Below are 25,725 nucleotides of genomic sequence, written 5' to 3'. Positions count from 1 at the left end.
GCATCAGGAAGCCTCCTCGGCCAGCAGGGCCCGGGGTGGGGTGCGCCACAGGCGAAGCACCGGCAGGGCGGCGGCGGCCAGCGCCACGCCCACGGCGGTGGCCAGGGTCAGGGCGATCTCGCCGGGAAAGAGGTGCAGCGGCAGGCGCCAGCCGAAGGCCGCCACGTTGATCACCGCCACCAGCCCCCAGGCGATGGCGATGCCCAGCGGTATCGCCAGCAGGCCGGTGGCCAACGCTGCGCCGCCCAGCTGGGCGAGCTGGAGCTGGCCCAGCCGTGCCCGGGGCACGCCCAGCGCCCACAGCGGCGCCAGCCGGCGGCGGCGCTCTCCGGCCTGGGCGAGCAGGCTGGCCAGCAGCGCCAGGGCCGCCACGCCCAGGGTCAGGGCGTTGAGTGCCCGGGTGATGGTGAAGGTGCGCTCGAAGATGCCGGTGGCGATGCGTTTCACCTCGCGCTGGTCTTGCACGCTGTCGCGGCTCAGGGCGAAGGCGTCGGCCAGATCGTTGGCCAGTGCCGCGCCGTCGGCGCCTGCGGTCAGCACGATGCCCAGCGAGCCCGGCGGTGCCCCGAAGCGCTCGGCCAGATGCGGCGCGGCCAGCAGCACCTCGCCGCGGGGGTTGCCGTAGTCCGGGTAGATCGCTGCCACGCGCAGTCGGGCATCGCCGCCCGGTGCCTCCAGGCGCAGCCAGTCCCCCGGGGCGATGCCCTCGGCCACTGCAAGCTGCTCGTTGACGAAAGCCGCCCCATCGCGAAATGCCGCCCAGGCCGCCTCGCGCCCGTCATGGGTGGCGGCCAGCGGCCAGCTCGCGGTGAGTGTCTCGCCGGGGGTGATGGCGTAGAGCCCCACCGGCAGGTGGCGCTCCTCGGGTTGGTCTGCCACGGCGTTGCCTACCGTTGTGCCGTCGGGCTCGATGGCCAGCAGGCGGGTCTCGCTACGCCGGGTGGCCAGGCGTTCGGCCACCTCCGGGCGCTCGGCCAGCCAGTCGTCGATCACCGCGAACTGCTCCGCCGGCGGGCGCAGGTAGAGGTCGGCCACCAGGCGCTGGTCCAGCCACTCCAGGAAGGTCAGGCGGAAGCCGCCCACCATGCTGCTCACCCCCAGATTGGCGGAGAGCGCGACCAGCAGCGCCATCATGGCCAGTGACAGCCGCGGCAGCTGCAGCTGCAGGTCGGCCAGGGTCCACTGGGCCAGCGGGCGATGCCTTGCCAGGTGGGTCAGGCCGGCCAGGGCGACACCCAACAGCGGGGGCAGCCACAGGGCGCTGGCCAGCAGTAGGGCGCCTGCCAGGCCGAAGCCGGCCACCAGCCCCTCGCCCGGCGGCAGGCGGGACAGCCAGGCCGCCAGCGCCAGGCCCACCAGGGCCGCCACGCCTCCTGCGGCGGTCATCAGCGTCAGCTGGCGCCGGAAGCCCGCGCGCCAGGCCTGGGCCTGCCCCAGCCCCAGCACGCTGAGCCGCGCCGCTCGCCACAGCACGCCGCTGCCAGCCACCAGCAGGCCGCCCAGCGTGACCGCCACGCCGCCGGCCCAGTAGTGCCAGGGCAGACTCAGCTCGGCCGCCACCCCGGCGCCATAGAGGCTGCCCAGGGTGGCGGCCACGTCAGGCAGCAGTGCCCGGGCCAGCCATACCCCGCCGGCGATGCCGGCCAGGGCACCGAGCACCCCGAGCAGCACCAGTTCCAGGGCCAGCGCCGCCACCAGGGCGCGACCGGAGACCCCCAGGGCACGCAGGGTGCGCAGCATCCCCAGGCGCTGCTCCAGGGCCAGGCCCAGGGCCGCCTGGACGATGAACAGCCCCACCACCAGCGCCAGTAGGGCCAGGGCGGTGAGGTTGAGGTGAAAGCTCTCGGTGAGCTGGCCCGGCGAGACCAGCACGTCGGCGCGGGTCAGGATCAGTCCGTCCGGTGCCTCGGCCAGGGCTCCGGGGGCGGCGACCAGTCGCGAGATCCGCTCGCCGCTTTCCAGCAGGGCCGCTGTGGCGGCGATATCCATGACCAGGGTGGCCGGCGGCAGCGACGGGGCCAGGGTCAGCGGCGGCAGAGGGCGGCCATCGGCCAACCGCGGGGTGGCGCCCTCGGCGTCGGCCCTGGCCAGGCCAAAAGCGTCCACGAGATCCGGCGCCAGCCGGGTCTGCCAGGGAGGAGAGAGAAAGCCGGTGAGTTCGCCCGGGTTTGAGGAGGAGGAGCTGCCGGCGGTGGCGAACTCGCTGTCGCCGGGCAGGGTGAGCGGGTCGATGCCGATCACCGTCAGGCGGGTGCCGTCCGGGGCTTCCAGGCGGCCCTCCAGCAGCGGCGAGACCGGCACCCCCGCCCGGCGCAGGGCCAGGAAGTCGTCGCGGGTCAGCGCCTCACCATCGCGGCGCTCCAGGCGGTCCAGGCCGGTGGAGAAGAGCGACTCGGCGCGGGCATAGCTGTCCCGGGCCGAGGCGTTGATCGCCTGGACGCCGCTCCACAGGGCGCTGGCCACCCACAGGCCCAGCAGCAACATCACCAGCTGGCCGGGGTGGCGCCGGTAGTGGGAGAGCAGGGTGGCCAGCACCACGCGCATCAGGCGCTGGCCTCGGCGGCGTCGCGCAGGGCAAGCCGGCCGCGGGAGAGCACCAGGCAGCGGTTCAGAGGGGCGGCGACCTGGGGGCTGTGGGTCACCATCAGCAGGGTGCAGCCGGTCTGGCGCACCAGCTCGAGCAGCAGCTCGAGCACCTCGCCGGCGGTGGCCTCGTCGAGGTTGCCGGTGGGCTCGTCGGCCAGCAGCAGCGCCGGTCGCGGGGCCAGGGCGCGGCCGATGGCCAGGCGCTGCTGCTGGCCGCCGGAGAGCTGCTCCGGGTAGCGCCGCTCCAGCCCGGCCAGCCCCAGCCGGCGGATCAGCTCCGCCGACCAGTCCGGGTCCTCCACGCCGGCCAGCCGCGCCTGCAGGCGCAGGTTGTCCAGCACCGAGAGGCTCGGCACCAGGTGGAACTGCTGGAACACCAGCCCCACCGCCTCGCGGCGCAACCGGGCCCGCTCGGGTTCGCTGAGCGACGATATCGCACGACCCGCCAGGCGGACCTCACCGGCATCGGGCAGGTCGAGCCCCGCGGCCAGATGCAGCAGGGTCGACTTGCCACTGCCCGACTCGCCCATCAGCGCCAGACTCTCGCCGGGGGACAGCGCCAGGTCGACGCCGGCCAGCACCGTCAGCGGCCCCTGGGGGGTGGCATAGGCCTTGTGGACCTGGCGAAACTCGAGCATGGCGGGCTCCCGAAGGGTGAGGTCTCGATGGTCCCACAAAAACGGTGTCTACATAAAAACAGCGCCACCCGAGGGTGGCGCTGGTCGTGTGCCAAACTGCTCTCTCAGTCAGTGGCTATGGCCGTGACCATGCTCCTCCTGGTCCTGGTCCTGGTCCTGGTCCTGGTCCTGGTCCTGGTCGTCATGGCCCGGCTCGGCCAGGGCGTCATGCAGGGTCTGGGCGTTGTGGCGCATCATGCCCAGATAGGTGCTGGCTTCGCCTTCCGCGGCCAGGGCATCGGCATAGAGGGTGCCGGCGATGGTCAGGCCGGTCTCCTCGGCGAGCTGGTTGATGATCGCCGGGCTGGTCATGTTCTCGTGGAACAGCGCCTGGACGTTTTGCTCGCGGATCACGTCGATCAGACGGGCCATGTTGGCGGCGCTGGGCTCCGCCTCGGTGGAGAGTCCCACCGGCGAGAGGAAGCGCAGGCCGTAGGCGTTGGAGAAGTAGCCGAAGGAGTCGTGGCCGGTGATCACGCTGGTGGAGGTGGGAATCTCGCCCAGCAGCTCGCGGATCTCGGCGTCGGTGGCGTCGATCTCGTTGATATAGCGCTCGGCGTTGGCGCTGTAGGCCTCGGCGTTGTCCGGATCGGCCTCGATCAGGCCGTCGCGGATATTGGCCACGTAGACCTTGCCCATGGCCAGGTCCTGCCAGCCATGGGGGTCCTGGTCGCCATGGTCATGATCGTCATGATCGTCGTGGTCGTCATGATCGTCGTGGTCGTGGTCGTGGTCGTGGTCGTCTTGGCCGTGGTCGTCATGGCCGTGGTCGTCATGGCCATGATCGTCATGGCCATGATCGTCATGGCCATGATCGTCATGGCCATGGGCGTGACCATGATCGTGGCCATGGTAGTCCAGCTTGTCGATACCGTCGGTGGCGGTCACCTGGGGACCGGCATAGTCGCTGGCGTCGATCAGCCGCTCCATCCAGCCTTCGAAGAGCAGGCCGTTGAACACCACCAGGTCGGCCTCGGCCAGGGCGCGGGCGTCGCTCGGGGTGGGCGAGAAGACGTGGGCGTCGCTGTCGGGGCCGACCAGGGAGGTGACCTCGACGTGCTCGCCGCCGACGTTCTCGACCATGTCGGCCAGGATGCTGAAGCTGGTGACGACCTGGACGCGCTCGGCGGCGATGGCGGCGGGCAGGGCCAGCATGGCGGAGACGCCGAGCAGGGCGACAGAGGGCTTGAGGATGGGCATGGGGTAACGACTCCTTGATGGATAATGGGTCAGTGGGGCTCGGGCGCGCCCAGCGGCGTGGCGCGGTGGCGCAGGCGCCGCAGCAGGCTGTGGTGACGCCCGAACAAGGCGGAAAGCAGGTAGCCCACGCCGGCCAGCAGGATGATCGCCGGGCCGGAGGGGATGCTCAGGTGGTAGGAAAGCAGTAGCCCCCCGGCGCTGGCGACCAGGGCGATGGCGATGGCCACGCCGATCAGGCCTTCCAGGCGCTTGCTCCAGAAGCGCGCGGCGGTGGCCGGCAGCATCATCAGGCCCACCGCCATCAGGGTGCCAAGGGTCTGGAAGCCGGCGGTGAGGTTGAGCACCACCAGGCCCAGGAAGGTGCCGTGGGCCAGGCTGCCGCGCACCCCCTGGCTGCGCAGAAACAGCGGGTCGAGGCACTCCACCACCAGGGCGCGGAAGATCACCGCCAGGATGATCACGATCAGGCTGCTGATGGCAGCGATCAGCAGCAGGGCGGTGGAGTTGACGGCGAGGATCGAGCCGAACAGCACGTGGGTGAGATCCACGCTGCTGCCGCCGAGCGAGACCAGCATTACCCCGCCCGCCAGCGAGATCAGGAAGAAGCTGGCCATGGCGGCGTCCTCGCGCTGGCCGGACATCTGCGACACGCTGCCCGCCAGCACCGCCACCAGCAGGCCCGAGAGGATGCCGCCGAGGCTCATCACCGGCAGCGAGAAGCCGGCCAGCAGGAAGCCCAGCGCCACGCCGGGCAGGATGGCGTGGGCCATGGCATCGCCGATCAGGCTCATGCCGCGCAGCACCAGGAAGACGCCCATGGGGGGGGCGGCCAGCGACAGGGCGAAGCTGGCGATCAGGGCGCGACGCATGAAGCCGTAGTCGAAGGGGGCGATCAGCCACTCGTGCAGCGACGCGAGCAATCCGCCTAGCATGCCGTCACCCCGCTGATGCCCCCGGAGAGAAAGGTCACCGGTGCATGGGGTTGGGACGACGGCAGGAAGCTCTCCACGGCGACCCAGCGGGCGTGGCCGCCGGCGAGCACCACCGCCTCGTCGGCCAGCTGGCTCAGCTGCTCCAGGTCGTGGAGCACCACGATCAGGGTGACGCCGTCGTTGGCCATGTCGCGCAGCACCGTCATCAGCACGTTGACGGTCTCGACATCGACGTTGGCGAAGGGCTCGTCGAGCAGCAGCAGCTCGGCCTCCTGCATCAGGGTGCGGCCGAGCAGGGCGCGCTGACGCTGGCCGCCGGAGAGCTCACCCAGGGGGCGGTGGGCCAGGTGGGAGATGCCCAGCCGGGCCATGATCTCGCGTCCCTTGCGGTAGTGGGCGGCGCAGTAGCCCTTGAGCGCGCCATGGCTCGGCCAGCTGCCGGTCATCACCAGCTCCTCGACGCTCATCGGGAAGCTGAGGTCGAGGGCCAGCTGCTGGGGCAGCCAGGCGCGCCGCTCCTTGGGCACCGTGCACTCGACGCGTCCGGCGATGGGCTTGAGCATGCCCATGATGCCCTGGATCAGGGTGCTCTTGCCGGTGCCGTTGGCGCCGACCAGGGCCGTGATGGCGCCGTCGCGGAACTCGCCGTCGACGTGTTCGAGGACGGTGCGGTTGCCCTGGGCGAGCTGCAGGTCGCAGAGCCGCAGGCGGGGGGCGGTGTGCGAGGCCATCAGCTCCACCACCCCGCGGCCCAGGAGACCGCCAGCCAGAGCAGCGTCAGCGGCAACACGACGAGCAGCAGCCTCCGGCCGACCGACAGCGACATCAGGGAGAAGTGACAGGGCCCCTCGGGGCGGTGATGGTGTGACCGGTGTGCCATGAACGGGTACCTCGCGACGACTGTGCTAAGTTATAACATAACATCTGGCTGCCCAGAAACGGTGCGGTATCGACTGGGCGAATCGGCGGGCAGTATCCACGATCTGGCAGGAAATGACAGGCTCAGGCACCAGGATGTTCCCCGTTGACGGTTGCGGATTGCCGCCGGGCGGCTTGACGCCGCAGGCAGCCCCCGCAGGGCCCGACCAGCACCGATACCAGATAGCCGGCACCCGCCAGCAGCACGATGGCGGGCCCGGCCGGCAGCCCCAGGTGAAAGGAGAGCAGCAGTCCGGTCAGGCTGGCGAGCAGGGCCAAAGTGCAGGCCAACAGCATCATGCCCTCCAGGCGCCGGCTCCAGTAGCGGACGGCGGTGGCCGGCAGCAGCATCATGCCAGCCGCCATCAGCGCCCCCAGGGTCTGGAAGCCGACCACCAGCGTCAAGACCGTCAAGCCCATGAACAGCGTGTTCGTCCAGCCGGCGTGGCGGCCCTGCAGCGTCAGGAACAGCGGGTCCAGGCACTCCACGACCAGGGCGCGATAGGCGACCGCCAGGATGAGCAGCACCAGGCTGCAGCTGCCTGCGACCAGCAGCAGGGTGGCGCTGTCCACCGCCAGCACCGAGCCGAACAGCACATGACCCAGATCCAGCGCCGTGCCAGCCAGGCTGATGATCAGTACGCCCGCGGCCATGGCCACGAGGAAGAGGCTGGCCATGGCAGCGTCCTCGCGGAGTCCGCTGTATAGGGAGATGCCGCTGGCGAGCGTCACCGTGATCAGTCCCGCCGCCACCCCGCCCAGCATCATCAGTGGCACCGAGAAGCCGGCCAGCATGAAGGCCGCCGCGATGCCCGGCAGCATGGCATGGGAGAGTGCCTCGCTCATCAGGCTAAGCCCGCGCAGCGAGAGCAGCACGCCGAGGATGGGGGCGGTGAGCGACAGCACCAGGCAGGCGGCCAGGGCCCGGCGCATGAAGGCGTACTCGAAGGGGGACGAGACCCACCAGATCCAGGTATCCAGCATGGGGGCTCCGGTTCGGGATTAAGTGTTATGTTATAACATAACTTATATGAAAGGGGCATCTTGCGCGTCTTGACGCCCGTCGGAGCGGTGCGCCATGTTAAAGGACAGGCAGGGAATGCCAACGACCTCAGGCGGCTCAACTCCCGGGCCGCGCCACGAGAGCGGAGGTTCCCATGAGCTGCAAGATCCATCCCCACCATGATCACGACCATGGCCCGGGCTGTGGCCACACGGCCATCGAGCACGACGGTCACGTCGACTATCTGCACGACGGGCACCTGCACCATCCCCATGAGGATCATGTCGACGAGCATGTGGTCGAGATCAGCGACACCAACCCGGACCGCTGCACCCCGGCGCATCAGTGTCAGGGCCATGACCCCGACCATGTGCATGGTCCCGGCTGTGGCCATGAGCCGGTGCCCCACGGTGACCATGTCGATTACCTCGTGGATGGCCACCTGCACCATCCCCACGGAGATCACTGCGACGACCATGGTCCCATCAAGATAGTGAGCTGAGCCTGGGCGTTCAGCTCAGTAGCGCAAGGCGACGCCCAGCTGGTTTGGCCCTACCAGCAGGGCGTATTCGCCTTCGAGATGCATATCGCCCAGCGACACCCGGGCCGGCTGGAAGCGGTTGATGGCGGCAGTGGCCTGGCGCGGCTGGGTCTGCAGCTGTAACTCGTTGATCAGCATGCCGGTGGCGAAGTTGATGGCGCCGTCGCGCTCGCGGCCGTCGCCCACGGCGATCAGCAGCCCCGCCGCAGTATTCACGGCGAGCGAGCCGAGCCGTGCTTCCCAGCTGCGCCGCCGGCGCTCTTCCTCGGCCACCGCCGTGAGCAGCCTCCGGGCGCCCTCGATATCGCCCGATTCACCGGCCTGCAGTTCACGGTAGGCGTCGGGGTGCGGCTGGCGATCCAGGAACATGCCGCCCAGTGCCAGGGCCGACTTCACCACGCCCACCCTGGCGTCGTAGCGGTCGTCGCGGTCGCTCGCCTCGCTGGCCTGCCAGGCGTTCAGCGCCAGGCTGCCAACATAGAATGTCGTCCAGCCCGCCTGCCAATAGTCCGCATGGCGCGCGCCATCGGCCAGGGCGGACTCATAGGCCTGCCATTCGTCACCGGGCGACTGGGCCAGGGCGGGCAGGGGCAGTAGCAGGCCGATCAGGCAGCCAAGGCGGGTGAGGCGAGTGAGGCGAGGCATGGCGATCTCCAGCGAATCGGGGCTCATCGGGGTGAATCGTGACCCGGGAAAGAAAGCCTAGCACCGCCGTCCGTGGGGAGCCCACCGTCGTCGCGTCGCCCCATCCCCCCATCCCCCCATCCCCACCTCCCCACATCGGGGGCAGCGGCCGGCGGCGGCGAGATGCTACGCTTCACGCTTCCTCTTCGTCATGGACGACCCCAGCATGTTCGCCAGCGCTTCCCTTACCTTCCGCCCCCGCCTGCTTGGCCTTGGCCTGCCTGGGCATGGGCGGCTGTCAGGTGGAGCAGGGGCGGCTCAGCACCCCGCGCCAGGGCCTGGCCAGCGGCACCCTGGTGATGCGCATCGACCGGGACCGGGTCGACGAGGCCGAGCCGGTGCAGCGCATCAGCGAATCCCCGGCGCTCAGCGGCGTGGAGATCACCCGGCTGTGGCGTCCGGTGCGTCGCGGCATCGCCCGTGTGGGCCAGCGACGACGCGCGGGGCGAGCGTCCCGTCACGGCGAATAGGCCGGATGTCATCAAAGTGTCACATAGTGACGCTACGTTGCGCCCACTGACATGGAATTGTCACGTAACCGTCATGAAGGGACCGTTCACCAACACGGCAGACCGCTAATGTCGAATCTTGGACCTTCCACCGATCGTCCCGCTCTTGCACGCCAGGCCACTCACGAGGTGCCTGCCTGGCTGCGGGGGATATACGCCGGCCTGTGTCTCTACCTGTTCCTGGCGGCGCTCAACGTGCTGGGTGCCGGCCTTGGCACCTTCGGCAGCGACAGCGATCTGCTGACCCGTGCCTTCGCCTACGGCGCGAATCCCTTCATCGCCCTGATGGCCGGCGTGTTGGTCACCATGATCGTGCAGAGTTCGTCGTTCACCTCGGCGCTGATCGTCACCCTGGTGGCCAGCGGCGAGATGACGCTGGGCACGGCGGTGTTCGCCATCATGGGCGCCAACATCGGCACCGCGGTGACCGGGGTGATCGTGGCGCTGGCCAACGTGCGTATCAAGCGCAACTTCCGCCGCTCCTTCACCGCGGCGATGATGCACGACCTCTTCAATATCCTCACGGTGATGCTGGTGTTCCCTGTGGAGTGGCTGACCGGGATGTTCCACGAGGGCGGCCGCGGCATCTTCACCCGGCTGGCCGCCTGGCTGGCCGAGATGATCGGCCTGGAGGAAGTGGCCAAGCCCAGCAGCCCGATCAAGGTGATCACCGCCCCCATCGTCGACGTCGTGAACTGGCTGGGAGCGGCCCTGATGCCCTCGCCGGCGGCCGCCGGCCTGCTGGTGGCGGGCATCGGCTTGCTGTTGATGTTCGCTGCGCTGGTGTTCATGGTGCAGAACCTTCGCGGCGCCCTGCTGCGCCATATGGACGGCCTGTTCCGCACCTACTTCTTCCGCACCGACGCCCGCGCCTACGGGGTTGGGGTGGTCTCCACCGTGCTGGTGCAGTCCAGCTCCATCACCAGCAGCCTGATGGTGCCGCTGGCCGGGGCCGGAGTGGTGCGCCTGCGCCGGGTGCTGCCCTTCATGATGGGCGCCAACCTGGGCACCACCGTGACCAGCGTATTGGCCGCCACCGCCAACCCCATCGCCGCGGCGATGACGGTGGCGCTGTTCCATGTCATCTTCAACCTGACCGGCACCGCCATCTGGTGGCCGCTGCGGGTCATCCCGCTGCGCATTGCTACCTGGTACGGCCGTCTGGCCGGCAAGAAGGTCCGCTACGCCTTCCTGTTCCTGATCGGCGTATTCCTGGTGGTGCCGCTGGTCGGCATCACCATCACCGAACTGTTCATGAGCCTGCGCTGAGCGCGGCCAACCGGGAGGTTACCCATGTTTCGACAGCTCTATAGCGCGCTCACCTCGGAGAACAGCATCGACCAGGCCTACGCGGACCTGACCCGGATGCTCGAGCACGGCGCCTGGATGTTCGCCCGCGCCAACGAGGTGCTCTACAGTACCGTGGCCGCCGAGGACGTGCGCCAACCGCTCTACCAGCGCGACGGCGCCGTCAACGAACTCGAGCGCTCCATCCGCCGCAAGGTGCTGCGCCACCTGACCGTCAATCCCGGCCATGACGTGGCCATCTGCCTGGCGCTGATGAGCGTGGCCAAGGATGCCGAGCGCATCGGCGACTACTGCAAGAACGTCTTCGAGGTCGGTGCCTTCTACAGTGAAGGCTTCCACGTGCCCAGCTACCAGCAGCCGCTGGACGAGATGGCGGAGCGCCTGAACGGCCTGTTCAAGGAGCTGATCGCCGCCACCAGCGACTCCGACGAGGCCAAGGCCCACCGGGTCATCACCGCCACCCGCGAGATCCGCGGCCGCTGTGACAAGCTGATCGAGGCGCTGCTGCGCGAGGAAGAGGCGGTCGAGTTCCACGAGGCGGTGGCCTATTCGCTGCTGGCCCGCCACTACAAGCGGGTGGCCTCGCACCTGGCCAACATCGCCACCGCGGTGACCGGCCGCCTGGAAGACCTGGACTTCCCCAGCGACGCCGACGACCGCGCTCTGGACTGAGGTCAGCCCTCCAGTGGGAACTTCCAGCTAGTTCCTCAAGCCGCGGCGAGGCTTGAGGCTACTGGTGGGAGCCGCCGCGAGGCTTGAGGCTACTGGTGGGAGATCGGCTCCGCCGGGCGAATGGTGCCGAAGGCGCCCCGGCGGTGTTGCTCGTGTTGGAACTAGCCGCTTAGGAGTCCTACGGCCTCCCTTCGCCCCGCAGAGCGTGGCTCCCACACTGTCAAGCTCAGCCGCCCCCTCAACCCCGCTCGAACTCCTCGGTATCTACCTCGGCCTGCTGCGCCTCGGCGTAGCGTCCGCCGGCGACCCGCTCCGGAGCCAACAGCGCATCCAGCCGCGCCACGGTGGTGGCCTCCAGGCGCAGCTCGCCGGCGGCCAGGTTCTCGCCCATGTGCTCGATGGAGCGGGTGCCGGGGATCGGCAGGATGTCGTCGCCCTTGGCCCGCAGCCAGGCCAGGGCGAGCTGGCCGGTGGTCACCTCGAGCCTGTCGGCCACGGCCGCCAGCTCGGCCAGCAGCGCCAGGTTGTGCGGCAGGTGCTCGGCGCTGAAGCGCGGCATGCCGCGGCGCATGTCACCCTCCGCCAGCCGGTTGGCATCGGTCACCGCGCCGCTCAGGAAGCCACGACCCAGCGGGCTGAAGGCCACCAGCGCGGCGCCTGCCTCGCGGCACGCTTCTATCACCGCGATCTCCGGGTTGCGGGTCCACAGCGAGTACTCCGACTGCATCGCGGCGATGGGATGCTCGGCATGGGCCCGGCGCAGGGTGGCCGCCGAGACCTCGGAGAGCCCCACGGCGCCGATCTTGCCCTCCGCCACCAGGCGGCCCAGCTCGCCCACGCTTTCCTCGATCGGCACGTTCTTGTCCCAGCGGTGCAGGTAGTAGAGGTCCAGGTGGTCGGTGCGCAGGCGCGCCAGGCTCTCCTCACACTGGCGGCGCAGGGTGGCCGGGCGGCCGTCGATCACCTTGCGGCCCTGTTCCGGGTCCATGGCCATGCCGCACTTGCTGGCCAGCAGGATCTCGCCGCGCTTGGCCGCAAGGGCCTTGCCCACCAGCCGCTCGTTGGCGGTGGCGCCATAGAGGGTGGCGGTATCGAAGTGGCGATAGCCCATGTCGAAGGCGGCATCCAGGGCGCGCAGCGCCTCGGCCTCGGGCACCGGCTGGCCGTAGCCATGGGAGAGGTTCATGCAGCCCAGGCCGATGGCGGGCGAGCCGATGGCCTGGAGGCGAGAAAAGAGCGTCATCGTGGGGTTCCTTGTTTTCGGCACCGGTTCTCAGCGCTTGCGGGCGACGAACTGCACCACGGAGCCCAGGCCGGTATGGCCGCGGCCCTCGACCACCTCGCGCTCGCACTCGCGGCTGAGCTCGATCGCCAGTTCGGCGAAGGCCGCGTTGAGCTCGGCGGCGGTGGGGGTGCGGTCCGGGGTGTCCGGGCCGCCGGTGCTGCGAGGCACCTGGTCCGGGGTGTAGGCCTCGAGAATCAGCACGCCGCCGGGCTTCAGCGTCCGGATCACCTGGCGGTGCAGGTGGGGGCGGCCCGCCGCCGGCACGTGGCAGAAGATCGACACCACCGCATCGAAGGACTCCGCAATGAACTCATGCTCGGTGAGGTCGGCATTCAGGGTGGTCAGCGCCACGCCCTTCTCCTCGGCCAGCTGGGCGGCCTTGCGCAGGCCCACCGAGGAGGCGTCTACCGAGGTGACCCAGTGGCCGAGCCCTGCCAGGTAGACGCCGTTGCGCCCCTCACCGTCCGCCAGGCAGAGCACCCGCTTGGGCGCCTCGCCGATCAGACCGGCCTGCCCGCGCAGGAAGTCGTTGGGTTCGGTGCCGTAAACGTAATCGTCCGTGCTGTAGCGGTCGTCCCACATGGGGGCGCTCTCCTGTCAGGGGTAATCAGAGCCCGAGAGTAGCAAGTTATGCGGACAAAAGGGCAGCGGCATGTCGGTGTTCGGAGACGTCATATTTGGTACGCTTTTTTCTGTTAGCGTGCAAACGTCCAGCATCGCACAGGAGCCGACCCATGGCAGCCATCGCTACCGATACTCACCCCTACGGCCGCGTCAGCCGCCTCTTCCACTGGGGTATGGCGGCGCTGTTCGCCTGGCAGTTCGTCACCGTGGGCGCTCGGGTATTGCTTCCCGATGGCGCCCTGGACGACTTCCTGTGGCCCACCCACAAGCCCCTCGGCGCCCTGCTGATGCTGCTGGTGGTGCTGCGCCTGGTGTGGGCGCTGGTCGACCGCACCAGGCGTCCGCCCTCCCTCAACCTGGCGGCGCACCTGGGCCACCTAGCCCTCTACGCCCTGATGGTGGCGGTGCCGCTGGTCGCCCTGATGCGCCAGTACGGCTCCGGCCGTGCCTTCTCGCCGTTCGGCATTCCGCTGATGTCCGGCTTCGAGGGCGAGATCGAATGGATGACCGCGATCGGCGGCATCTTCCACGGCCTGTTGGGCTGGGTGCTGCTGGCGCTGGTCGTCGGGCACGTCGGCATGGCGATCCTGCACCGCCGCCTGAGCGACGAAAACGTGCTGGCGCGCATGGCGCCCCACGCCGGCCAGAGCCGCTGAGCCCTCGGCGCTTGCGCCATTGCGAGCTCTTCCCACACGCCCTCGGCATCCGCCGGGGGCGTGTTGCATGGGAAGTCGGTCATGGAAGTCGGTTATGGTAGGACCCTTAGCGGCATAACGACACAACGAAAAAGCAAAACGGACATCAGGAGCGCCAGGCATGGCCACGCCTTCGTCATCATCTCTCGGGGTGCCTTCCCCGGGGTTTCTCTCCCCGCGCTACCGGGTGCTGCTGGCCGGGGTGTTCAGCCAGATCCTCTGCATCGGCATCGCGCGCTTCGCCTACACGCCGCTGCTGCCGGTGATGCAGCAGCAGACCTGGCTGAGCGACGCCCAGGGCGGCTGGCTGGCCGCCCTCAACTACGCCGGCTACATGCTGGGTGCGCTGCTTGCGGCCTCCATCCACAGCATCCGGCTCAAGGACACCCTCTACCGCCTCACCCTGGTGCTGGCGGTGGTCTCCACCGCCGGCATGGCCCTGGCCGACAGCTTCTGGCTGTGGGCGGGCATGCGCTTCGTGGCCGGCTTCTCCAGCAGCGGCGCCATGCTGCTGGCCTCGGGGCTGATCCTGCACTGGCTGATCAGCCGCGGGCAGCGTGGCGAACTCGGCATCCACTTTGCCGGATTGGGGGTGGGCATTCTGGTGGCCGCCCTGGCGGTGGAACTGATGCTGCGTCTCTCCTTCGGCTGGCAGGCCCAGTGGTGGGGCTTCACCGCCCTGGCCGCGGCGTTGCTGGTACCCGCCTGGCGCTGGCTGCCGCGACCGGTCAAGCCGGCGGAAGGCGCAGCCGCCAGTGCCTCTCGTGAGGCCATACCGCCCAACCGCACCTTTATGCGGCTGATGCTCGCCGCCTACTTCTGCGCCGGCTACGGCTATGTGATCAGCGCCACCTTCATCGTCGCCATCGTCGAGCGCGAACCGCTGCTGGCCGGCGCCGGCAACTGGACCTTCGCCCTGGTGGGGCTGGCCGCCGCGCCGGCCGTGATCGTGTGGGACCTGATCGCCCGGCGCATCGGCTACCTGGGCGCGCTGATCTCCGCCATGGCCCTGCAGGTGGTGGGCATCGTGCTGCCGGCGCTGACCGATAGCCTGGCCGGCGTGCTGGCGAGCGCCGTGCTCTACGGCGGCACCTTCCTGGGCTGCGTGAGCCTGGTGCTGACCATGGCCGGCCGGCTCTACCCGCAGAGCCCGGCGCGGCTGATGGGGCGCATGACGCTTGCCTACGGCGCGGCGCAGATCATCGCCCCGGCGCTCACCGGCATGCTCGCCGAGGCCAGCGGCCACTACGACACCGGCCTGTGGCTGGCCGGCGGCTTCGTGGCCCTGGGGGCGCTGCTGCTGATCTGGCTGCGCCAGGTGGACCATACCGCCCGGCGGTTGGATGCCGAGGCCAAGGCGGGCCCGACCGGGTGAGAGGGCCAATTTTGCTGCGCAACATGATGCGCCACCCTGTAGGAGGTCGGCTCTGCCGGGGGAATGGAGGCCGCAGGCCTCCCGCTCAGGTCTCCCCGGCGGTGAAGGCCAGGGCCTCATCGAAGCTGTAGAGACACTGCTCCGGAAAGGTCTCCAGCTCCAGCTCGGTCTCGATCGCGGCGGCCCGCCGGGCATCCTCGTAGGCATCGGCTACCAGTTCGCGCAATGACCCCTTGAGGCTGGGGTTTTCATTCAACAAACGCACGGTCTTCGCCTGCGCGTCCTGGATGGTCAACGCCCAACTGCGCGAACGGCGCTCGGGCTGGTGGTCCCACTTCAACAGGTACATGAAGAGCCGCGCCAGCTGGCTTACCAAGGCGCGCCGCTCGCTCTTCCCCATGCTCTCGATCTCCTCGGCCAGGTGCTCGGTATCAAGCTGCTCCAGTTTGCCGCTGCGCAGCAAGGCGGCCTGTTCCAGAGCCCAGGCGTAGGCGTCCCGATCATAATGCGTCGGCATCTGTAGGCTCCATGGTTCGCGGTTCCAACAACCCTTGGACATCATAAGCCCCGGTTCAGCATGTCATCACTGGGGGCCATGCTTCCGGGGCGGAATGGAGGTGTGTGGCCTGTTGCCACCCTAATTGGCGCCCGTCGTCGATCCGCCAGACCAGCATGCCCCCGGCGAGGCCGCTGGCCATTAAGGTACCGGCTGTGGTTGGCCGGCAAAATGCGATGAACCTGAAATAAGACCGCCCAGCAGCTGGATGACGAGGCGATGGCGGCAAGGAGGTTGTCGGATTGAAGAGTAAAAAGTTGGCAGAGAAGGTCTCAGAATGCTTAGCTATGGTCTGACAACTAGAGCAGATACGTGGCCGTCATGGATGACCTATCTCCGTCAGATCTGAAGACGATTCTCCATTCCAAGCGTGCAAACCTGTATTACCTGCAACACTGCCGGGTGCTGGTCAATGGCGGACGCGTCGAGTACGTCACCGACGAGGGGCGCCAGTCTCGCTACTGGAACATTCCTATCGCGAATACCACCTCGCTGTTGCTGGGCACAGGTACGTCCATCACCCAGGCGGCGATGCGGGAACTGGCCAGGGCCGGGGTGCTGGTCGGCTTCTGTGGTGGTGGTGGCACGCCGCTGTTTGCCGCCAATGAGGTTGACGTGGATGTCGCCTGGCTGACGCCGCAGAGCGAATACCGTCCTACCGAATACCTACAGCGATGGGTGCGCTTCTGGTTCGACGACGAGAAGCGTCTGGAGGCAGCCCGGGCATTTCAACTGGCCCGATTGGCCCGAATCGAAGCGCTCTGGACGGGCCGGCCACTCAAGGAGGTCGGCTTTGTCGTGACTCCCGAGGCGCTGCGGAATGCGCTCGGCCAGCATCGCGACGCCATCCGGCAAGCGCCCAGCACGACCGACCTTCTGACCCTGGAGGCTCGCTTGACAAAGAGCCTCTTCAAGCTCGCCTCCAGGGCGGTCAGCTACGGTGACTTCACCCGAGCCAAGCGTGGTTCCGGCACCGACCCGGCTAACAGCTTCCTCGACCATGGCAACTATCTCGCCTCCGGACTGGCGGCCACTGCCACCTGGGTGTTGGGTATCCCGCATGGCCTGGCGGTGCTGCATGGCAAGACCCGCCGTGGCGGCCTGGTCTTCGACGTGGCCGACCTGGTCAAGGACGCGGTCATACTGCCACAGGCCTTTATCTCCGCCATGCGCGGTGACGAGGAGCAGGAGTTTCGCCAGGCCTGCATCGAGCGGCTGACGAAAACCGAGTCGCTCGATTTCATGATCGATACCTTGAAGGCGGTCGCTGAGGATCTGGGGGAGGTTCAGGCATGAATGTGCTGCTGGTCTCTCAATGCAGCAAGAATGCTCTGGTGGAGACGCGTCGGATACTCGATCAGTTCGCCGAGCGCCGTGGCGACCGCACCTGGCAAACCCCGATCACCCAGGCGGGGCTCGATACGCTCAGAAAGTTACTGCGCAAAAAGGCACGCAAGAATACCGCCGTGGCCTGTCACTGGATTCGCGGGCATGATCATAGCGAGCTGATGTGGATCGTTGGTAATGCTGCGAAGTTCAATGCTCAGGGGGCATCGCCGACCAACACGACTCGCCGCAATATCCTGCGTGCTGAGGATGAAAACGATTGGCATAGCGGTCATTTGATTCATCTGCTGGCATCGCTGGCAGCGCTTTTCCATGATCTCGGCAAGGCCAGTCGTGCATTTCAGGATCGGCTTCATGGTCGCCTGGAGGGGCGCAACCGTTACCGGCATGAGTGGGTGTCGCTACGTTTGCTGGAAGCTTTTGTCGGCGAAGACGATGACATGACGTGGCTCTCGAGGCTCGAATCCCCCTCTCCCGATGACGATGCCTGCTGGCTCGGTCGGCTCAGATGTGATGGGCTGGATGATAGCGACGAGCAGGCGAAAAAGCCGTTTGCTCAATTGCCGCGGCTTGCCGCAGCGATTGGTTGGCTGATTTTGAGCCACCATCGGTTGCCTGCATTGCCGGCTTTCGATGAGAACGGGCAACAGAAATGGTCCGGCGCCAGAGGCATATTGAATACTGATATCTTGCCTTCATTGCCGGAGGCGTTTACCGCTGCCTGGAATGAAAGGGGAGAGGAAGCCTCGCAGGCAGAGGTTGCGCCCTACTGGGAGTTTCCCGAGGGGCTGCCCGTTACGAGTGATGCCTGGCGCCAACGCAGCCAGCGTCTGGCGCGGCAACTACGAGACGTCAGTATCACTACGCCACCACTGGAATCGCCCTATGTGATGCATCAGGCGCGATTGGCAGTAATGCTCGCGGATCATTACTACTCAAGTTTGACTGACACCGGCCGCCTGTCCGGCGACTGGTCTACAGCGCTCTACGCTAACACCGCTGTTCTGCACGGTAAGCGTCGGCTATGCCAGCCACTTGAAGAGCACTTGCTGGGCGTGACCCGCACGGCGGGTGAAATCGTGCACCGCATGCCGGATATGGAAAAAGGCCTACCGCGCATCGCACGACACAAAGGCTTTCGACAGCGTAGTCGCGACACTCGCTTTCGCTGGCAGGACAAGGCATTCGACCTGGCATCGGGTTTGCGTGATAAGGCCCGCGCGCAGGGCTTCTTCGGTATCAACATGGCCTCAACCGGCTGTGGCAAGACGATCGCCAACGGTCGGATCATGTACGCCTTGAGCGATCCCGAAGAAGGGGCGCGCTTCTCGATAGCGCTTGGTCTGCGAACACTCACATTACAAACCGGGCAAGCTTACCGTGAGAGATTAGGACTGGGCAGCGACGACTTGGCCATTCGGGTTGGGGGGAGCGCCAGCCGGGCGTTATTCGAGCATCAGCAGAGGCAGAATGGCGGCTCGGAGTCGCGAGCCGCCTTGCTGGATGAACAGAGCCATATTCATTTCGAAGGCCAGATCGACGAACATCCGCTGCTATCACGGGCTGCACAAGACCCACATGCCCGCGCGTTAATCAGCGCGCCAGTCCTAGTGTGTACGATCGATCACTTGATCCCGGCGACAGAGAGCTTGCGCGGCGGCCATCAGATCGCGCCCATGCTGCGGCTGATGAGCAGTGACCTCGTTCTCGATGAACCGGATGACTTTGATATAGACGATCTGCCTGGCCTGACACGCCTCGTGTATTGGGCCGGGCTGCTTGGCTCGCGGGTGTTACTCTCCTCGGCCACGTTGCCGCCGGCACTGGTGCGCGGGCTGTTCGAGGCTTATCGCACCGGTCGCGCAGAGTATCAGCGCCATCGCGGCGTACCAGGAACCCCGATGATCCCTTGCTGCGCCTGGTTCGATGAGTACGGCTGCACCCAGCAGGAGTGCGCCGACGGTGAGCAGTTCGATACCGGCCATATGCAGTTTGCCCGGCAGCGCGCCGCCCGACTCAGTGATCAGGCACCAGCTCGCCGGGGATATCTCGTCCCGTTATCTGCACCCTCCGCTCATCCGGACGACGTTCATCAGGCGGTCGCAGAAGCAATACTCACGCAAACGCTCGCCCTGCACGAGCAGCATCACACCGTTGACCCCCACAGTGGCAAGCGGGTCAGTTTCGGCCTGGTGCGTATGGCCAACATCGAGGTGCTGGTGGCCGTTGCCCAGATGCTTTACCGGTCAAATATTCCGGAGGGGCGGCAGATCCACCTTTGCGTTTACCACTCTCAGTTTCCCCTGCTGCTGCGTTCGCGCCTGGAAGCTCGCCTGGACCGGATGCTGGATCGGCGCGAAGCGAACGCCGTGTTCGATCTTCCTGATATTCGTCAGCGGATCGATGAAAGCGCCGCTATGGATCAGCTTTTCATCGTGCTCGGCTCGCCGGTCACGGAAGTGGGTCGCGATCACGACTACGACTGGGCAGTGGTCGAGCCCTCCTCGATGCGCTCTATCATCCAGCTCGCCGGCCGTGTGCGACGACACCGTCCCTCAAGCGTTCGAGCACCCAATATCGCGCTGTTGGGCACCAACGTCCGTCACTTGAAGCGGGCCGCACCGGCTTTTAGCCGGCCAGGCTTTGAAACTGAGAAGCGATGGCCGCTGGCGACGCATCAACTGGCGGAGTTATTGAGAGCCGATGAGATTGAGCATATCGACTCGCGCCCGCGACTAATGCCGCGAGAAGGGCTCTATCCCACCCAAAAGCTCGTTGATCTCGAGCATGCGCGACTTGCCGCGCTTATGGTCGAGGGAGCCGCCGCTCCCGGCCGGCAGCGACGTAAACGTCGCGGCGAGCCGGCACAGGTCGATCTCGGGGCCTATCTCTTTTATCGCACCCCATCGATGACCCTCGGGGCGCTACCAATCCAGCAACAGCCTTTCCGGGAGGACAACGAGCCTGAGTGCGAGTTCGTGCTGCTGCCGGATGAAGCAGAGGAAGACTACGGTTTCTGGCGGGTGGATCAGGATGGTAGGGACGAGAAGCTGACGCCTGTCGAAACCGAACTGGATCGCCTGCAGGATGACGTCTTCGGTCATCCAGGAATCGCGCCCTGGAACGAGCCCGACTACATGGCCGCACTGGCAGATCAGGCAGAGGCCATGGACATGGCCATAGAGCGCTGCGCCTGGCGCTTCGGCCGCATCCGTCTGAAAACGAACTACGCCCCGCAGGGCTGGCATTTCCACCCTGCGCTGGGATTCGTGCGCAGGAAGTGAAAATGCGGCAACAATTTCGAGGAGTTTTATGACTGAACGAGTAAACAGTCCGCCATCTTCGGTCAAGGATCTAATTCATGAGTTTATTCATGACCGCTTCGCGACCAAGGCAGAAAAGCTTCTAGCGGACGACCCAAAGTACCTTGAGCTGCAGCAGCAGTTCGAGCCGAAAACCTGGCTTGCCGATGCCGCCCGCCGTGTCAGTCAGCTGCAAGTGGTCACACATTCTCTGAAGGCAATTCATCCAGATGCTAAGGGAACGAACCTCTATATCGAACCTAGTAAGCTCACCCAAGGTGATCTGGTAGGTAGCCACTGCCTGCCATCCGACTTTCAGGGCGATGTCGTCGGCAACGCAGCGGCGCTGGACGTCTATAAGTTTCTCAAACTTGAGTGGCAGGGCCGCTCCTTGCTGGAGCTGGCGCTAGATTTCGATGAAGTATTGATCGGTGCCTTGAGCCAGGATCGCGCCGAGGCAGAAAGCTGGGTGCATGCCTTTGCGAGCATTACTGAGCCCAAGGGTAGGCCCAGCTCTCATGTCATGGGGAAACAGCTCTACTGGCTGGTCGGCGACGATCCAACCGATGATGAAAGCTATCGGTTACTGGCGCCACTCTATGCCACAGCGCTCACTCACCGTTTCTACGCCCAGGCCAGTCCCAATACTTGGTTCTTTGGTGATCACAACAAGGCGGCACGCAAAGCGCTGAAGGATAAGACGCTTTTTGAGGGGGGGTATATCAGCTACCCCAATCTGGCAGTCCAGAAACTCGGCGGTACCAAGCCACAAAACATCTCGCAGCTCAACAGCGAACGGGGCGGCCAGAATTATCTCCTCGCCTCCCTGCCCCCTAATTGGCAGTCAAGCGAGGTTTACGCCCCAATGCGTGATGCCTTCCGAGCGTTCAAAGGACGCCCTGATGTCAGGCGTATTCTGGGCGAGCTGAAGCGCTTTCTGGAAACCGACCCCAGCAAGAACATGCACACCCGCGATCTGCACGACGACCTGACCGCTATGCTGATCGACGAGCTGATGCTGTTTACATTCGATATCCACTCCCTCACCCCTGGCTGGACGGCTGATGAAAAGTGTCAGTTGGTCCCGGAAGAGCATTACTGGCTGGATCCAGGGCGGGCACATGAGGATAGCGAGTTTGCCGAGGCGCGCCGCCAGTCTGACTGGCACGAAGTCGTTAGCTCACGCGCCGCCAACTGGCTCAATCGTGAACTGAATTATAAGAGCCCAATGAGCTTCGGAGATGCAGAACACCATCACTGGAAACGCCGGTTTGAAGGCATCGTGACTGAGTTTCGCCGTCAGCTCGTCGATCTGCAGGGCGCACTACACGATGAAGAAGATACGGAGGCCCTCGCATGATCAATCATCTGTTGGTGCTCCCTCGGCTGCGCATCCAGAACGCGAACGCTATTTCCAGCCCGATGACATGGGGCTTTCCCGCCATGAGTGCCTTCATGGGGACGGTACAGGCGCTAGAACGCAACCTGCCGGATGATATCAGGCTGGTTTTCAACGAAATCGGTGTGGTGTGTCACCGTATCGATCCTCAGGTTACGGAAGGTGGTTTCACCCGCGCCTTTCACCTCACTCGCAATCCGGTAGACAAGAGCGGCAGCACGGCGGCTATCGTCGAGGAAGGCCGGGCGCATCTGGAAATCTCGCTACTGATCGGCGTCGAGGCTGACGGAGGGGATGACCTGAAAAACGTAGACCGCCGCCAGGCCATTGCTCAACAGCTCTATCAGCAGGTTCAGGGTATGCGCATCGCAGGCGGTAGCGTGATGCCAGCTCGCCCCGGCGAGAGGCGGCACTGGCCGGAGCTGGTCAGCTTCGATGCCGATGAGCAGGAAAGCGCCAGGCAGTGGCGTCGAATCAAGCGTCGACTACTGCCGGGATTTTCGCTGGTGCTTCGCGACGACCGACTAGCCGAGCACACCGCTACGCTCAAGGCGGAAGATCAACATGCCACCCCGCTGGACGCTTGGCTCGATCTTTCGCGACTTAATCACGAGTGTCACCTCACTGCCACCACTGAAAAAAATGGTGAAACCAAGGAGGAGGTGAGCTGGGAGATGCGTCGCCCTTATCCTGGGTGGTTGGTACCGATTCCGGTGGGTTACGGCGCCATCTCCGATCTGCTTGACCCCGGCGCGGTGACCAACGCCCGCGACCCGGAAGTGCCGTTTCAATTCGTCGAAAGCCTCTACTCCATCGGCGAGTGGGTAAGCCCTCACCGTATTCAGGATCCCGAAGCCCTGATGTGGTTCGTGGAAAATGACCTCGAACGCGGCATCTATCGATTGAACAACGACTATACCGATACTTTGATCAACGACTGACGTAGGAAACCTCTCATGGCTAAGAAAGATGACGCACTCAAGACAGCTTCCGTTCTCGCTTTTGAGCGCAAGCTTGACCCCTCTGATGCGCTATTCAGCGCCGGCGCCTGGGATGACCGAGCCCAGTATACCCAGTGGCGTGGTATTCCGGTTCGCGAAAAGTCGGTTCGCGGCACCATCTCCAACCGCTTGAAAGCCAAGGACCAGGACCCAGCCAAGCTCGACGCTGCCATCGAAAACCCCAACCTCCAGACCGTCGATGTCGCAGCACTGTCGCATGATGTCGATACCCTTGCGGTGCACTTTACCCTGCGTGTGCTGTCTGGCGCCGGGACACCTTCAGCCTGCAACAATGCCGAGTATCAGCGCAAACTAAAGGCTACGGTGGCGGGCTATGTCAGCGAGCACGGCTTTAGCGAACTCGCTCACCGCTATGCCTGCAACCTCGCCAATGGCCGCTTCCTGTGGCGCAATCGCGTCGGCGCGGAGGAGGTCGAGGTCATCGTCAGTCAGATGAAGGATGGCAAACCAGAGCAGCAATGGACGTTCAATGCGTTAGATCATTCGCTGCGTGACTTTGAAGGCAGCGAAGCCACTCGTGAGTTGGGTAGCCACATCAATGAGGCGTTATCCGGCGAGCATTATCTGCTGCTCGATGTGGTGGCCTTTGCCCGAGTCGGCGCCGGCCAGGAAGTGTTCCCCTCGCAGGAGCTGATTCTGGACCGTTCGCGTGGTGACAAGAGCAAGACGCTTTATAGCATTGGTGACGATAAAAACGCCGCCATCCACTCCCAGAAATTGGGTAATGCCCTGCGCACCATCGATAGCTGGTACCCGGTACCGGATGATGGCAGCGACCTAGGCCCAATCGCCGTAGAGCCCTATGGCTCGGTGACCACTCAGGGCAGCGCCTACCGACAGCCGAAGCAGAAGGTAGATTTCTACAACTTGCTCGATAACTGGCTGCTTAAAGACCAAGTCCCTCCTGCCGAGCAACAGCACTTCGTTATGGCGACCCTTATCCGTGGCGGCGTCTTCGGCGATGCGGGGTGAGTCATGGAATACTATCTCGATATTCGTCTGCGGCCCGATCCAGACTTTCCGGCTGCGATGCTGTTGGGGGCGCTCTACAGCAAGCTGCATCGGGCGCTCCATGATCTGCAAGCCGATGACATCGGCGTGAGTTTTCCCGATCACAAGACCGGTGTGCGTGCGCGTACGCCGGGTGATCGGCTTCGACTGCACGCTCCTCAGGCGCGGCTGGATCAGCTAATGGCGCTCTCGTGGCTCACCGGCATGCGCGACCACGTGATCATTGAGCCTGTAACGCCAGTCCCTGCTGAAACGCGGCACAGAGTCGTTCGGCGCCGACAGTTCAATACCGGAAGCCCGAGCCGAGCAAAGCGTTATGCCAAGCGGCATGGCATCGAAATCGAAGAAGCGCAGTGCTTGATGGATAAGCCCGCCGCCAGGCAGATCGATTTGCCTTTTGTGAAGGTCAGTAGTCGTTCTAGTGGGCAGCGGTTTGCGCTATTCATCGAGCATGGCCAACCACAAGTTCGGCCTGTCGCCGGCCGCTTCAACCACTACGGGTTGAGCAGTGAGGCCACGGTGCCCTGGTTCTGACCCTTTTTCTAGGCGCTTCTGTAGAGTTTGGAGAATCAGATAGTTATCAGCGCCTCTCTAAAAAGGGAGGCGCTGTTCTATCAATCTATTGCTCTTTAACAATCAGTCGCTTACCTTTAAAAAGCTCTTGTTCGCTGCCGCCCAGGCAGCTCAGAAAATTGCCGGCGCGCTTCCGGGTGCGATTCAGGTGTTCGCTGCCGCCCAGGCAGCTCAGAAACTGGGGAGGACTTGACCATGCGACTCGTAACCGTTCGCTGCCGCCCAGGCAGCTCAGAAAAGACAGACGTTTCGCAATCGGCCTCACGACGAGTTCGCTGCCGCCCAGGCAGCTCAGAAATGGATCAAGCGATGATCTACATGGGTCAGGCTGTTCGCTGCCGCCCAGGCAGCTCAGAAATGACGGTCATCAATACCATTCCAGTGCATCACGTTCGCTGCCGCCCAGGCAGCTCAGAAACAATACGGCGCGAGACAAGCGTTTGTCTCAGTGTTCGCTGCCGCCCAGGCAGCTCAGAAAAAGAGATGCAAGAGCACCCAATCGAATCTTAGGTTCGCTGCCGCCCAGGCAGCTCAGAAATTCGACATAGCGACCGTACCAATCCGCCGTAGGTTCGCTGCCGCCCAGGCAGCTCAGAAATGAAATTGACCCTTATATACCTGCTTCCCTGGGTTCGCTGCCGCCCAGGCAGCTCAGAAAACAACTATCATTCGAGCTAGACTATCCAGATAGTTCGCTGCCGCCCAGGCAGCTCAGAAAATTCGCACCGCCTCATGGCGCCAGCGGTAGCGGTTCGCTGCCGCCCAGGCAGCTCAGAAATCTACCTGATCCCCAACCGCAAAGGCGCCTGCGTTCGCTGCCGCCCAGGCAGCTCAGAAATCGAGCTGCTGCTGAGGGAGGAGGCCCAATGAGTTCGCTGCCGCCCAGGCAGCTCAGAAAACCTGGCGCCAGGTGGGCACGTCGTCGGTGTCGTTCGCTGCCGCCCAGGCAGCTCAGAAATGGCGATGTCCGCCCGCCCTGCTGGCCATGCCGTTCGCTGCCGCCCAGGCAGCTCAGAAAAAGCTAGGCGGCTGGCCATCGCGGTAGTAATTGTTCGCTGCCGCCCAGGCAGCTCAGAAACGCCTGGCTACCGTGTCGTTTATCCAGGGTCTGTTCGCTGCCGCCCAGGCAGCTCAGAAAAAGCGCTGGGCTTTTTCATGTCCGGAGCCTGAGTTCGCTGCCGCCCAGGCAGCTCAGAAATATGGTCGGCGGGTGGGTATGATTGATCCCTCGTTCGCTGCCGCCCAGGCAGCTCAGAAATTTACGTTCCAGTTGCCAAGGTAAAGGGCTTCGTTCGCTGCCGCCCAGGCAGCTCAGAAAACCGGGTTCTCCTCCTGGGCCAGCTTGCGCTCGTTCGCTGCCGCCCAGGCAGCTCAGAAAAGCGGCTGACCGACGCGGTAGAGGAAATCCGCGTTCGCTGCCGCCCAGGCAGCTCAGAAATGGCCGCCCAGCGTGAACACCATTTGGCGCCGGTTCGCTGCCGCCCAGGCAGCTCAGAAATCTACCAT

Annotated in this window: 23 protein-coding genes and 1 CRISPR repeat array (1 of these 24 only partly in view); of the genes, 12 read left to right on the top strand and 11 right to left on the bottom strand. The window is 65.4% G+C overall.

Annotated features, from left to right (window positions below; genetic code table 11):
* Positions 1-3 precede the first annotated feature (3 nt).
* The 7 genes from ACM26W_RS18405 to ACM26W_RS18375 all read right to left on the bottom strand — a co-directional run bounded on the left by ACM26W_RS18405 (position 4) and on the right by ACM26W_RS18375 (position 7,297).
* Positions 4-2,544, bottom strand: a complete 2,541-nt coding sequence (locus tag ACM26W_RS18405) for an FtsX-like permease family protein (RefSeq protein ID WP_416138402.1) — start codon at positions 2,542-2,544, stop codon at positions 4-6.
* Positions 2,544-3,224, bottom strand: a complete 681-nt coding sequence (locus ACM26W_RS18400) for an ABC transporter ATP-binding protein (RefSeq protein WP_416138401.1) — start codon at positions 3,222-3,224, stop codon at positions 2,544-2,546. Before ACM26W_RS18400 ends, ACM26W_RS18405 begins: the two co-directional genes overlap by 1 nt.
* 108 nt (positions 3,225-3,332) lie before the next feature.
* Positions 3,333-4,463: a metal ABC transporter solute-binding protein, Zn/Mn family gene (locus ACM26W_RS18395; RefSeq protein ID WP_416138400.1), complete on the bottom strand. Its 1,131-nt coding sequence runs from the start codon at positions 4,461-4,463 to the stop codon at positions 3,333-3,335.
* 29 nt (positions 4,464-4,492) lie between these two features.
* Positions 4,493-5,383, bottom strand: coding sequence for a metal ABC transporter permease (locus ACM26W_RS18390; RefSeq protein WP_416140924.1), 891 nt, complete (start codon positions 5,381-5,383; stop codon positions 4,493-4,495).
* Positions 5,384-5,388: 5 nt separating this feature from the next.
* The gene (locus ACM26W_RS18385) at positions 5,389-6,126 is read right to left on the bottom strand and encodes a metal ABC transporter ATP-binding protein (protein ID WP_416138399.1); all 738 of its coding nucleotides are present in this window, start codon (positions 6,124-6,126) and stop codon (positions 5,389-5,391) included.
* Positions 6,126-6,275, bottom strand: coding sequence for a hypothetical protein (locus ACM26W_RS18380; protein WP_416138398.1), 150 nt, complete (start codon positions 6,273-6,275; stop codon positions 6,126-6,128). Before ACM26W_RS18380 ends, ACM26W_RS18385 begins: the two co-directional genes overlap by 1 nt.
* Before the next feature lie 122 nt (positions 6,276-6,397).
* Positions 6,398-7,297, bottom strand: coding sequence for a metal ABC transporter permease (locus tag ACM26W_RS18375; protein ID WP_416138397.1), 900 nt, complete (start codon positions 7,295-7,297; stop codon positions 6,398-6,400).
* A 173-nt stretch (positions 7,298-7,470) separates the two neighbouring features.
* Here ACM26W_RS18375 and ACM26W_RS18370 point away from each other — a divergent pair, with 173 nt between their 5' ends.
* Positions 7,471-7,818 (top strand): hypothetical protein, encoded by a 348-nt coding sequence (locus tag ACM26W_RS18370; protein WP_416138396.1) that lies wholly within the window; start codon positions 7,471-7,473, stop codon positions 7,816-7,818.
* Between the two features lie 15 nt (positions 7,819-7,833).
* Here ACM26W_RS18370 and ACM26W_RS18365 read toward each other — a convergent pair whose 3' ends face one another.
* Positions 7,834-8,529 (bottom strand): hypothetical protein, encoded by a 696-nt coding sequence (locus ACM26W_RS18365; RefSeq protein ID WP_416138395.1) that lies wholly within the window; start codon positions 8,527-8,529, stop codon positions 7,834-7,836.
* A 239-nt stretch (positions 8,530-8,768) separates the two neighbouring features.
* Here ACM26W_RS18365 and ACM26W_RS18360 point away from each other — a divergent pair, with 239 nt between their 5' ends.
* From ACM26W_RS18360 to ACM26W_RS18350, 3 genes are all read left to right on the top strand, one after another.
* Positions 8,769-9,011 (top strand): hypothetical protein, encoded by a 243-nt coding sequence (locus ACM26W_RS18360; RefSeq protein ID WP_416138394.1) that lies wholly within the window; start codon positions 8,769-8,771, stop codon positions 9,009-9,011.
* Positions 9,012-9,119: 108 nt separating this feature from the next.
* On the top strand, positions 9,120-10,319 hold the full coding sequence (locus ACM26W_RS18355; protein ID WP_416138393.1) for a Na/Pi cotransporter family protein: 1,200 nt from the start codon (positions 9,120-9,122) through the stop codon (positions 10,317-10,319).
* A 24-nt stretch (positions 10,320-10,343) separates the two neighbouring features.
* Positions 10,344-11,030 (top strand): phosphate signaling complex PhoU family protein, encoded by a 687-nt coding sequence (locus ACM26W_RS18350; RefSeq protein WP_416138392.1) that lies wholly within the window; start codon positions 10,344-10,346, stop codon positions 11,028-11,030.
* Positions 11,031-11,268: 238 nt separating this feature from the next.
* Here ACM26W_RS18350 and ACM26W_RS18345 read toward each other — a convergent pair whose 3' ends face one another.
* Positions 11,269-12,273, bottom strand: a complete 1,005-nt coding sequence (locus ACM26W_RS18345) for an aldo/keto reductase (RefSeq protein ID WP_416138391.1) — start codon at positions 12,271-12,273, stop codon at positions 11,269-11,271.
* Positions 12,274-12,303: 30 nt separating this feature from the next.
* Positions 12,304-12,897, bottom strand: coding sequence for a class I SAM-dependent methyltransferase (locus tag ACM26W_RS18340; protein ID WP_416138390.1), 594 nt, complete (start codon positions 12,895-12,897; stop codon positions 12,304-12,306).
* A 152-nt stretch (positions 12,898-13,049) separates the two neighbouring features.
* Between ACM26W_RS18340 and ACM26W_RS18335 the strand changes: the two genes are divergently transcribed.
* A complete protein-coding gene (locus tag ACM26W_RS18335) occupies positions 13,050-13,595 on the top strand; it encodes a cytochrome b (protein WP_416138389.1) in 546 nt (181 codons plus the stop codon).
* 160 nt (positions 13,596-13,755) lie between these two features.
* Complete coding sequence (locus ACM26W_RS18330; RefSeq protein WP_416138388.1) at positions 13,756-15,009, top strand: YbfB/YjiJ family MFS transporter; 1,254 nt, start codon at positions 13,756-13,758, stop codon at positions 15,007-15,009.
* An 85-nt stretch (positions 15,010-15,094) separates the two neighbouring features.
* Here the strand turns inward: ACM26W_RS18330 and ACM26W_RS18325 are convergent, their stop codons facing one another.
* Complete coding sequence (locus tag ACM26W_RS18325) at positions 15,095-15,526, bottom strand: DUF29 domain-containing protein (protein WP_416138387.1); 432 nt, start codon at positions 15,524-15,526, stop codon at positions 15,095-15,097.
* 360 nt (positions 15,527-15,886) lie between these two features.
* Between ACM26W_RS18325 and cas1f the strand changes: the two genes are divergently transcribed.
* Genes cas1f through cas6f form a run of 6 tightly spaced genes read left to right on the top strand, consistent with a single transcriptional unit; the run spans position 15,887 to position 24,180 of the window.
* On the top strand, positions 15,887-16,861 hold the full coding sequence (cas1f, locus tag ACM26W_RS18320) for a type I-F CRISPR-associated endonuclease Cas1f (protein ID WP_416140923.1): 975 nt from the start codon (positions 15,887-15,889) through the stop codon (positions 16,859-16,861).
* A complete protein-coding gene (gene cas3f / locus ACM26W_RS18315) occupies positions 16,858-20,196 on the top strand; it encodes a type I-F CRISPR-associated helicase Cas3f (protein ID WP_416138386.1) in 3,339 nt (1,112 codons plus the stop codon). The genes cas1f and cas3f overlap by 4 nt, the downstream gene beginning before the upstream one ends.
* 28 nt (positions 20,197-20,224) lie before the next feature.
* On the top strand, positions 20,225-21,574 hold the full coding sequence (csy1, locus tag ACM26W_RS18310) for a type I-F CRISPR-associated protein Csy1 (protein ID WP_416138385.1): 1,350 nt from the start codon (positions 20,225-20,227) through the stop codon (positions 21,572-21,574).
* Positions 21,571-22,554 (top strand): type I-F CRISPR-associated protein Csy2, encoded by a 984-nt coding sequence (gene csy2, locus ACM26W_RS18305; protein WP_416138384.1) that lies wholly within the window; start codon positions 21,571-21,573, stop codon positions 22,552-22,554. Before csy1 ends, csy2 begins: the two co-directional genes overlap by 4 nt.
* Positions 22,555-22,569: 15 nt before the next feature.
* Positions 22,570-23,607, top strand: coding sequence for a type I-F CRISPR-associated protein Csy3 (csy3, locus tag ACM26W_RS18300; protein WP_416138383.1), 1,038 nt, complete (start codon positions 22,570-22,572; stop codon positions 23,605-23,607).
* Between the two features lie 3 nt (positions 23,608-23,610).
* The gene (cas6f, locus tag ACM26W_RS18295; protein ID WP_416138382.1) at positions 23,611-24,180 is read left to right on the top strand and encodes a type I-F CRISPR-associated endoribonuclease Cas6/Csy4; all 570 of its coding nucleotides are present in this window, start codon (positions 23,611-23,613) and stop codon (positions 24,178-24,180) included.
* 129 nt (positions 24,181-24,309) lie between these two features.
* Positions 24,310-25,725: a CRISPR direct-repeat array (repeat unit 28 nt; unit sequence GTTCGCTGCCGCCCAGGCAGCTCAGAAA) (it continues 2,873 nt past the right edge of the window).

Source organism: Halomonas sp. HK25, assembly GCF_047795635.1.
In the GTDB taxonomy this organism is placed as follows: domain Bacteria; phylum Pseudomonadota; class Gammaproteobacteria; order Pseudomonadales; family Halomonadaceae; genus Halomonas.
This window is presented reverse-complemented; position numbering and strand designations above follow the sequence as displayed.

Coding starts and splice junctions, on each gene's coding strand:
- ACM26W_RS18405 (WP_416138402.1), bottom strand. CDS start 2,544: ATGCGCGTGGTGCTGGCCACCCTGCTCTCCCACTACCGGCGCCACCCC.
- ACM26W_RS18400 (WP_416138401.1), bottom strand. CDS start 3,224: ATGCTCGAGTTTCGCCAGGTCCACAAGGCCTATGCCACCCCCCAGGGG.
- ACM26W_RS18395 (WP_416138400.1), bottom strand. CDS start 4,463: ATGCCCATCCTCAAGCCCTCTGTCGCCCTGCTCGGCGTCTCCGCCATG.
- ACM26W_RS18385 (WP_416138399.1), bottom strand. CDS start 6,126: ATGGCCTCGCACACCGCCCCCCGCCTGCGGCTCTGCGACCTGCAGCTC.
- ACM26W_RS18380 (WP_416138398.1), bottom strand. CDS start 6,275: ATGGCACACCGGTCACACCATCACCGCCCCGAGGGGCCCTGTCACTTC.
- ACM26W_RS18375 (WP_416138397.1), bottom strand. CDS start 7,297: ATGCTGGATACCTGGATCTGGTGGGTCTCGTCCCCCTTCGAGTACGCC.
- ACM26W_RS18370 (WP_416138396.1), top strand. CDS start 7,471: ATGAGCTGCAAGATCCATCCCCACCATGATCACGACCATGGCCCGGGC.
- ACM26W_RS18365 (WP_416138395.1), bottom strand. CDS start 8,529: ATGAGCCCCGATTCGCTGGAGATCGCCATGCCTCGCCTCACTCGCCTC.
- ACM26W_RS18360 (WP_416138394.1), top strand. CDS start 8,769: ATGGGCGGCTGTCAGGTGGAGCAGGGGCGGCTCAGCACCCCGCGCCAG.
- ACM26W_RS18355 (WP_416138393.1), top strand. CDS start 9,120: ATGTCGAATCTTGGACCTTCCACCGATCGTCCCGCTCTTGCACGCCAG.
- ACM26W_RS18350 (WP_416138392.1), top strand. CDS start 10,344: ATGTTTCGACAGCTCTATAGCGCGCTCACCTCGGAGAACAGCATCGAC.
- ACM26W_RS18345 (WP_416138391.1), bottom strand. CDS start 12,273: ATGACGCTCTTTTCTCGCCTCCAGGCCATCGGCTCGCCCGCCATCGGC.
- ACM26W_RS18340 (WP_416138390.1), bottom strand. CDS start 12,897: ATGTGGGACGACCGCTACAGCACGGACGATTACGTTTACGGCACCGAA.
- ACM26W_RS18335 (WP_416138389.1), top strand. CDS start 13,050: ATGGCAGCCATCGCTACCGATACTCACCCCTACGGCCGCGTCAGCCGC.
- ACM26W_RS18330 (WP_416138388.1), top strand. CDS start 13,756: ATGGCCACGCCTTCGTCATCATCTCTCGGGGTGCCTTCCCCGGGGTTT.
- ACM26W_RS18325 (WP_416138387.1), bottom strand. CDS start 15,526: ATGCCGACGCATTATGATCGGGACGCCTACGCCTGGGCTCTGGAACAG.
- cas1f (WP_416140923.1), top strand. CDS start 15,887: ATGGATGACCTATCTCCGTCAGATCTGAAGACGATTCTCCATTCCAAG.
- cas3f (WP_416138386.1), top strand. CDS start 16,858: ATGAATGTGCTGCTGGTCTCTCAATGCAGCAAGAATGCTCTGGTGGAG.
- csy1 (WP_416138385.1), top strand. CDS start 20,225: ATGACTGAACGAGTAAACAGTCCGCCATCTTCGGTCAAGGATCTAATT.
- csy2 (WP_416138384.1), top strand. CDS start 21,571: ATGATCAATCATCTGTTGGTGCTCCCTCGGCTGCGCATCCAGAACGCG.
- csy3 (WP_416138383.1), top strand. CDS start 22,570: ATGGCTAAGAAAGATGACGCACTCAAGACAGCTTCCGTTCTCGCTTTT.
- cas6f (WP_416138382.1), top strand. CDS start 23,611: ATGGAATACTATCTCGATATTCGTCTGCGGCCCGATCCAGACTTTCCG.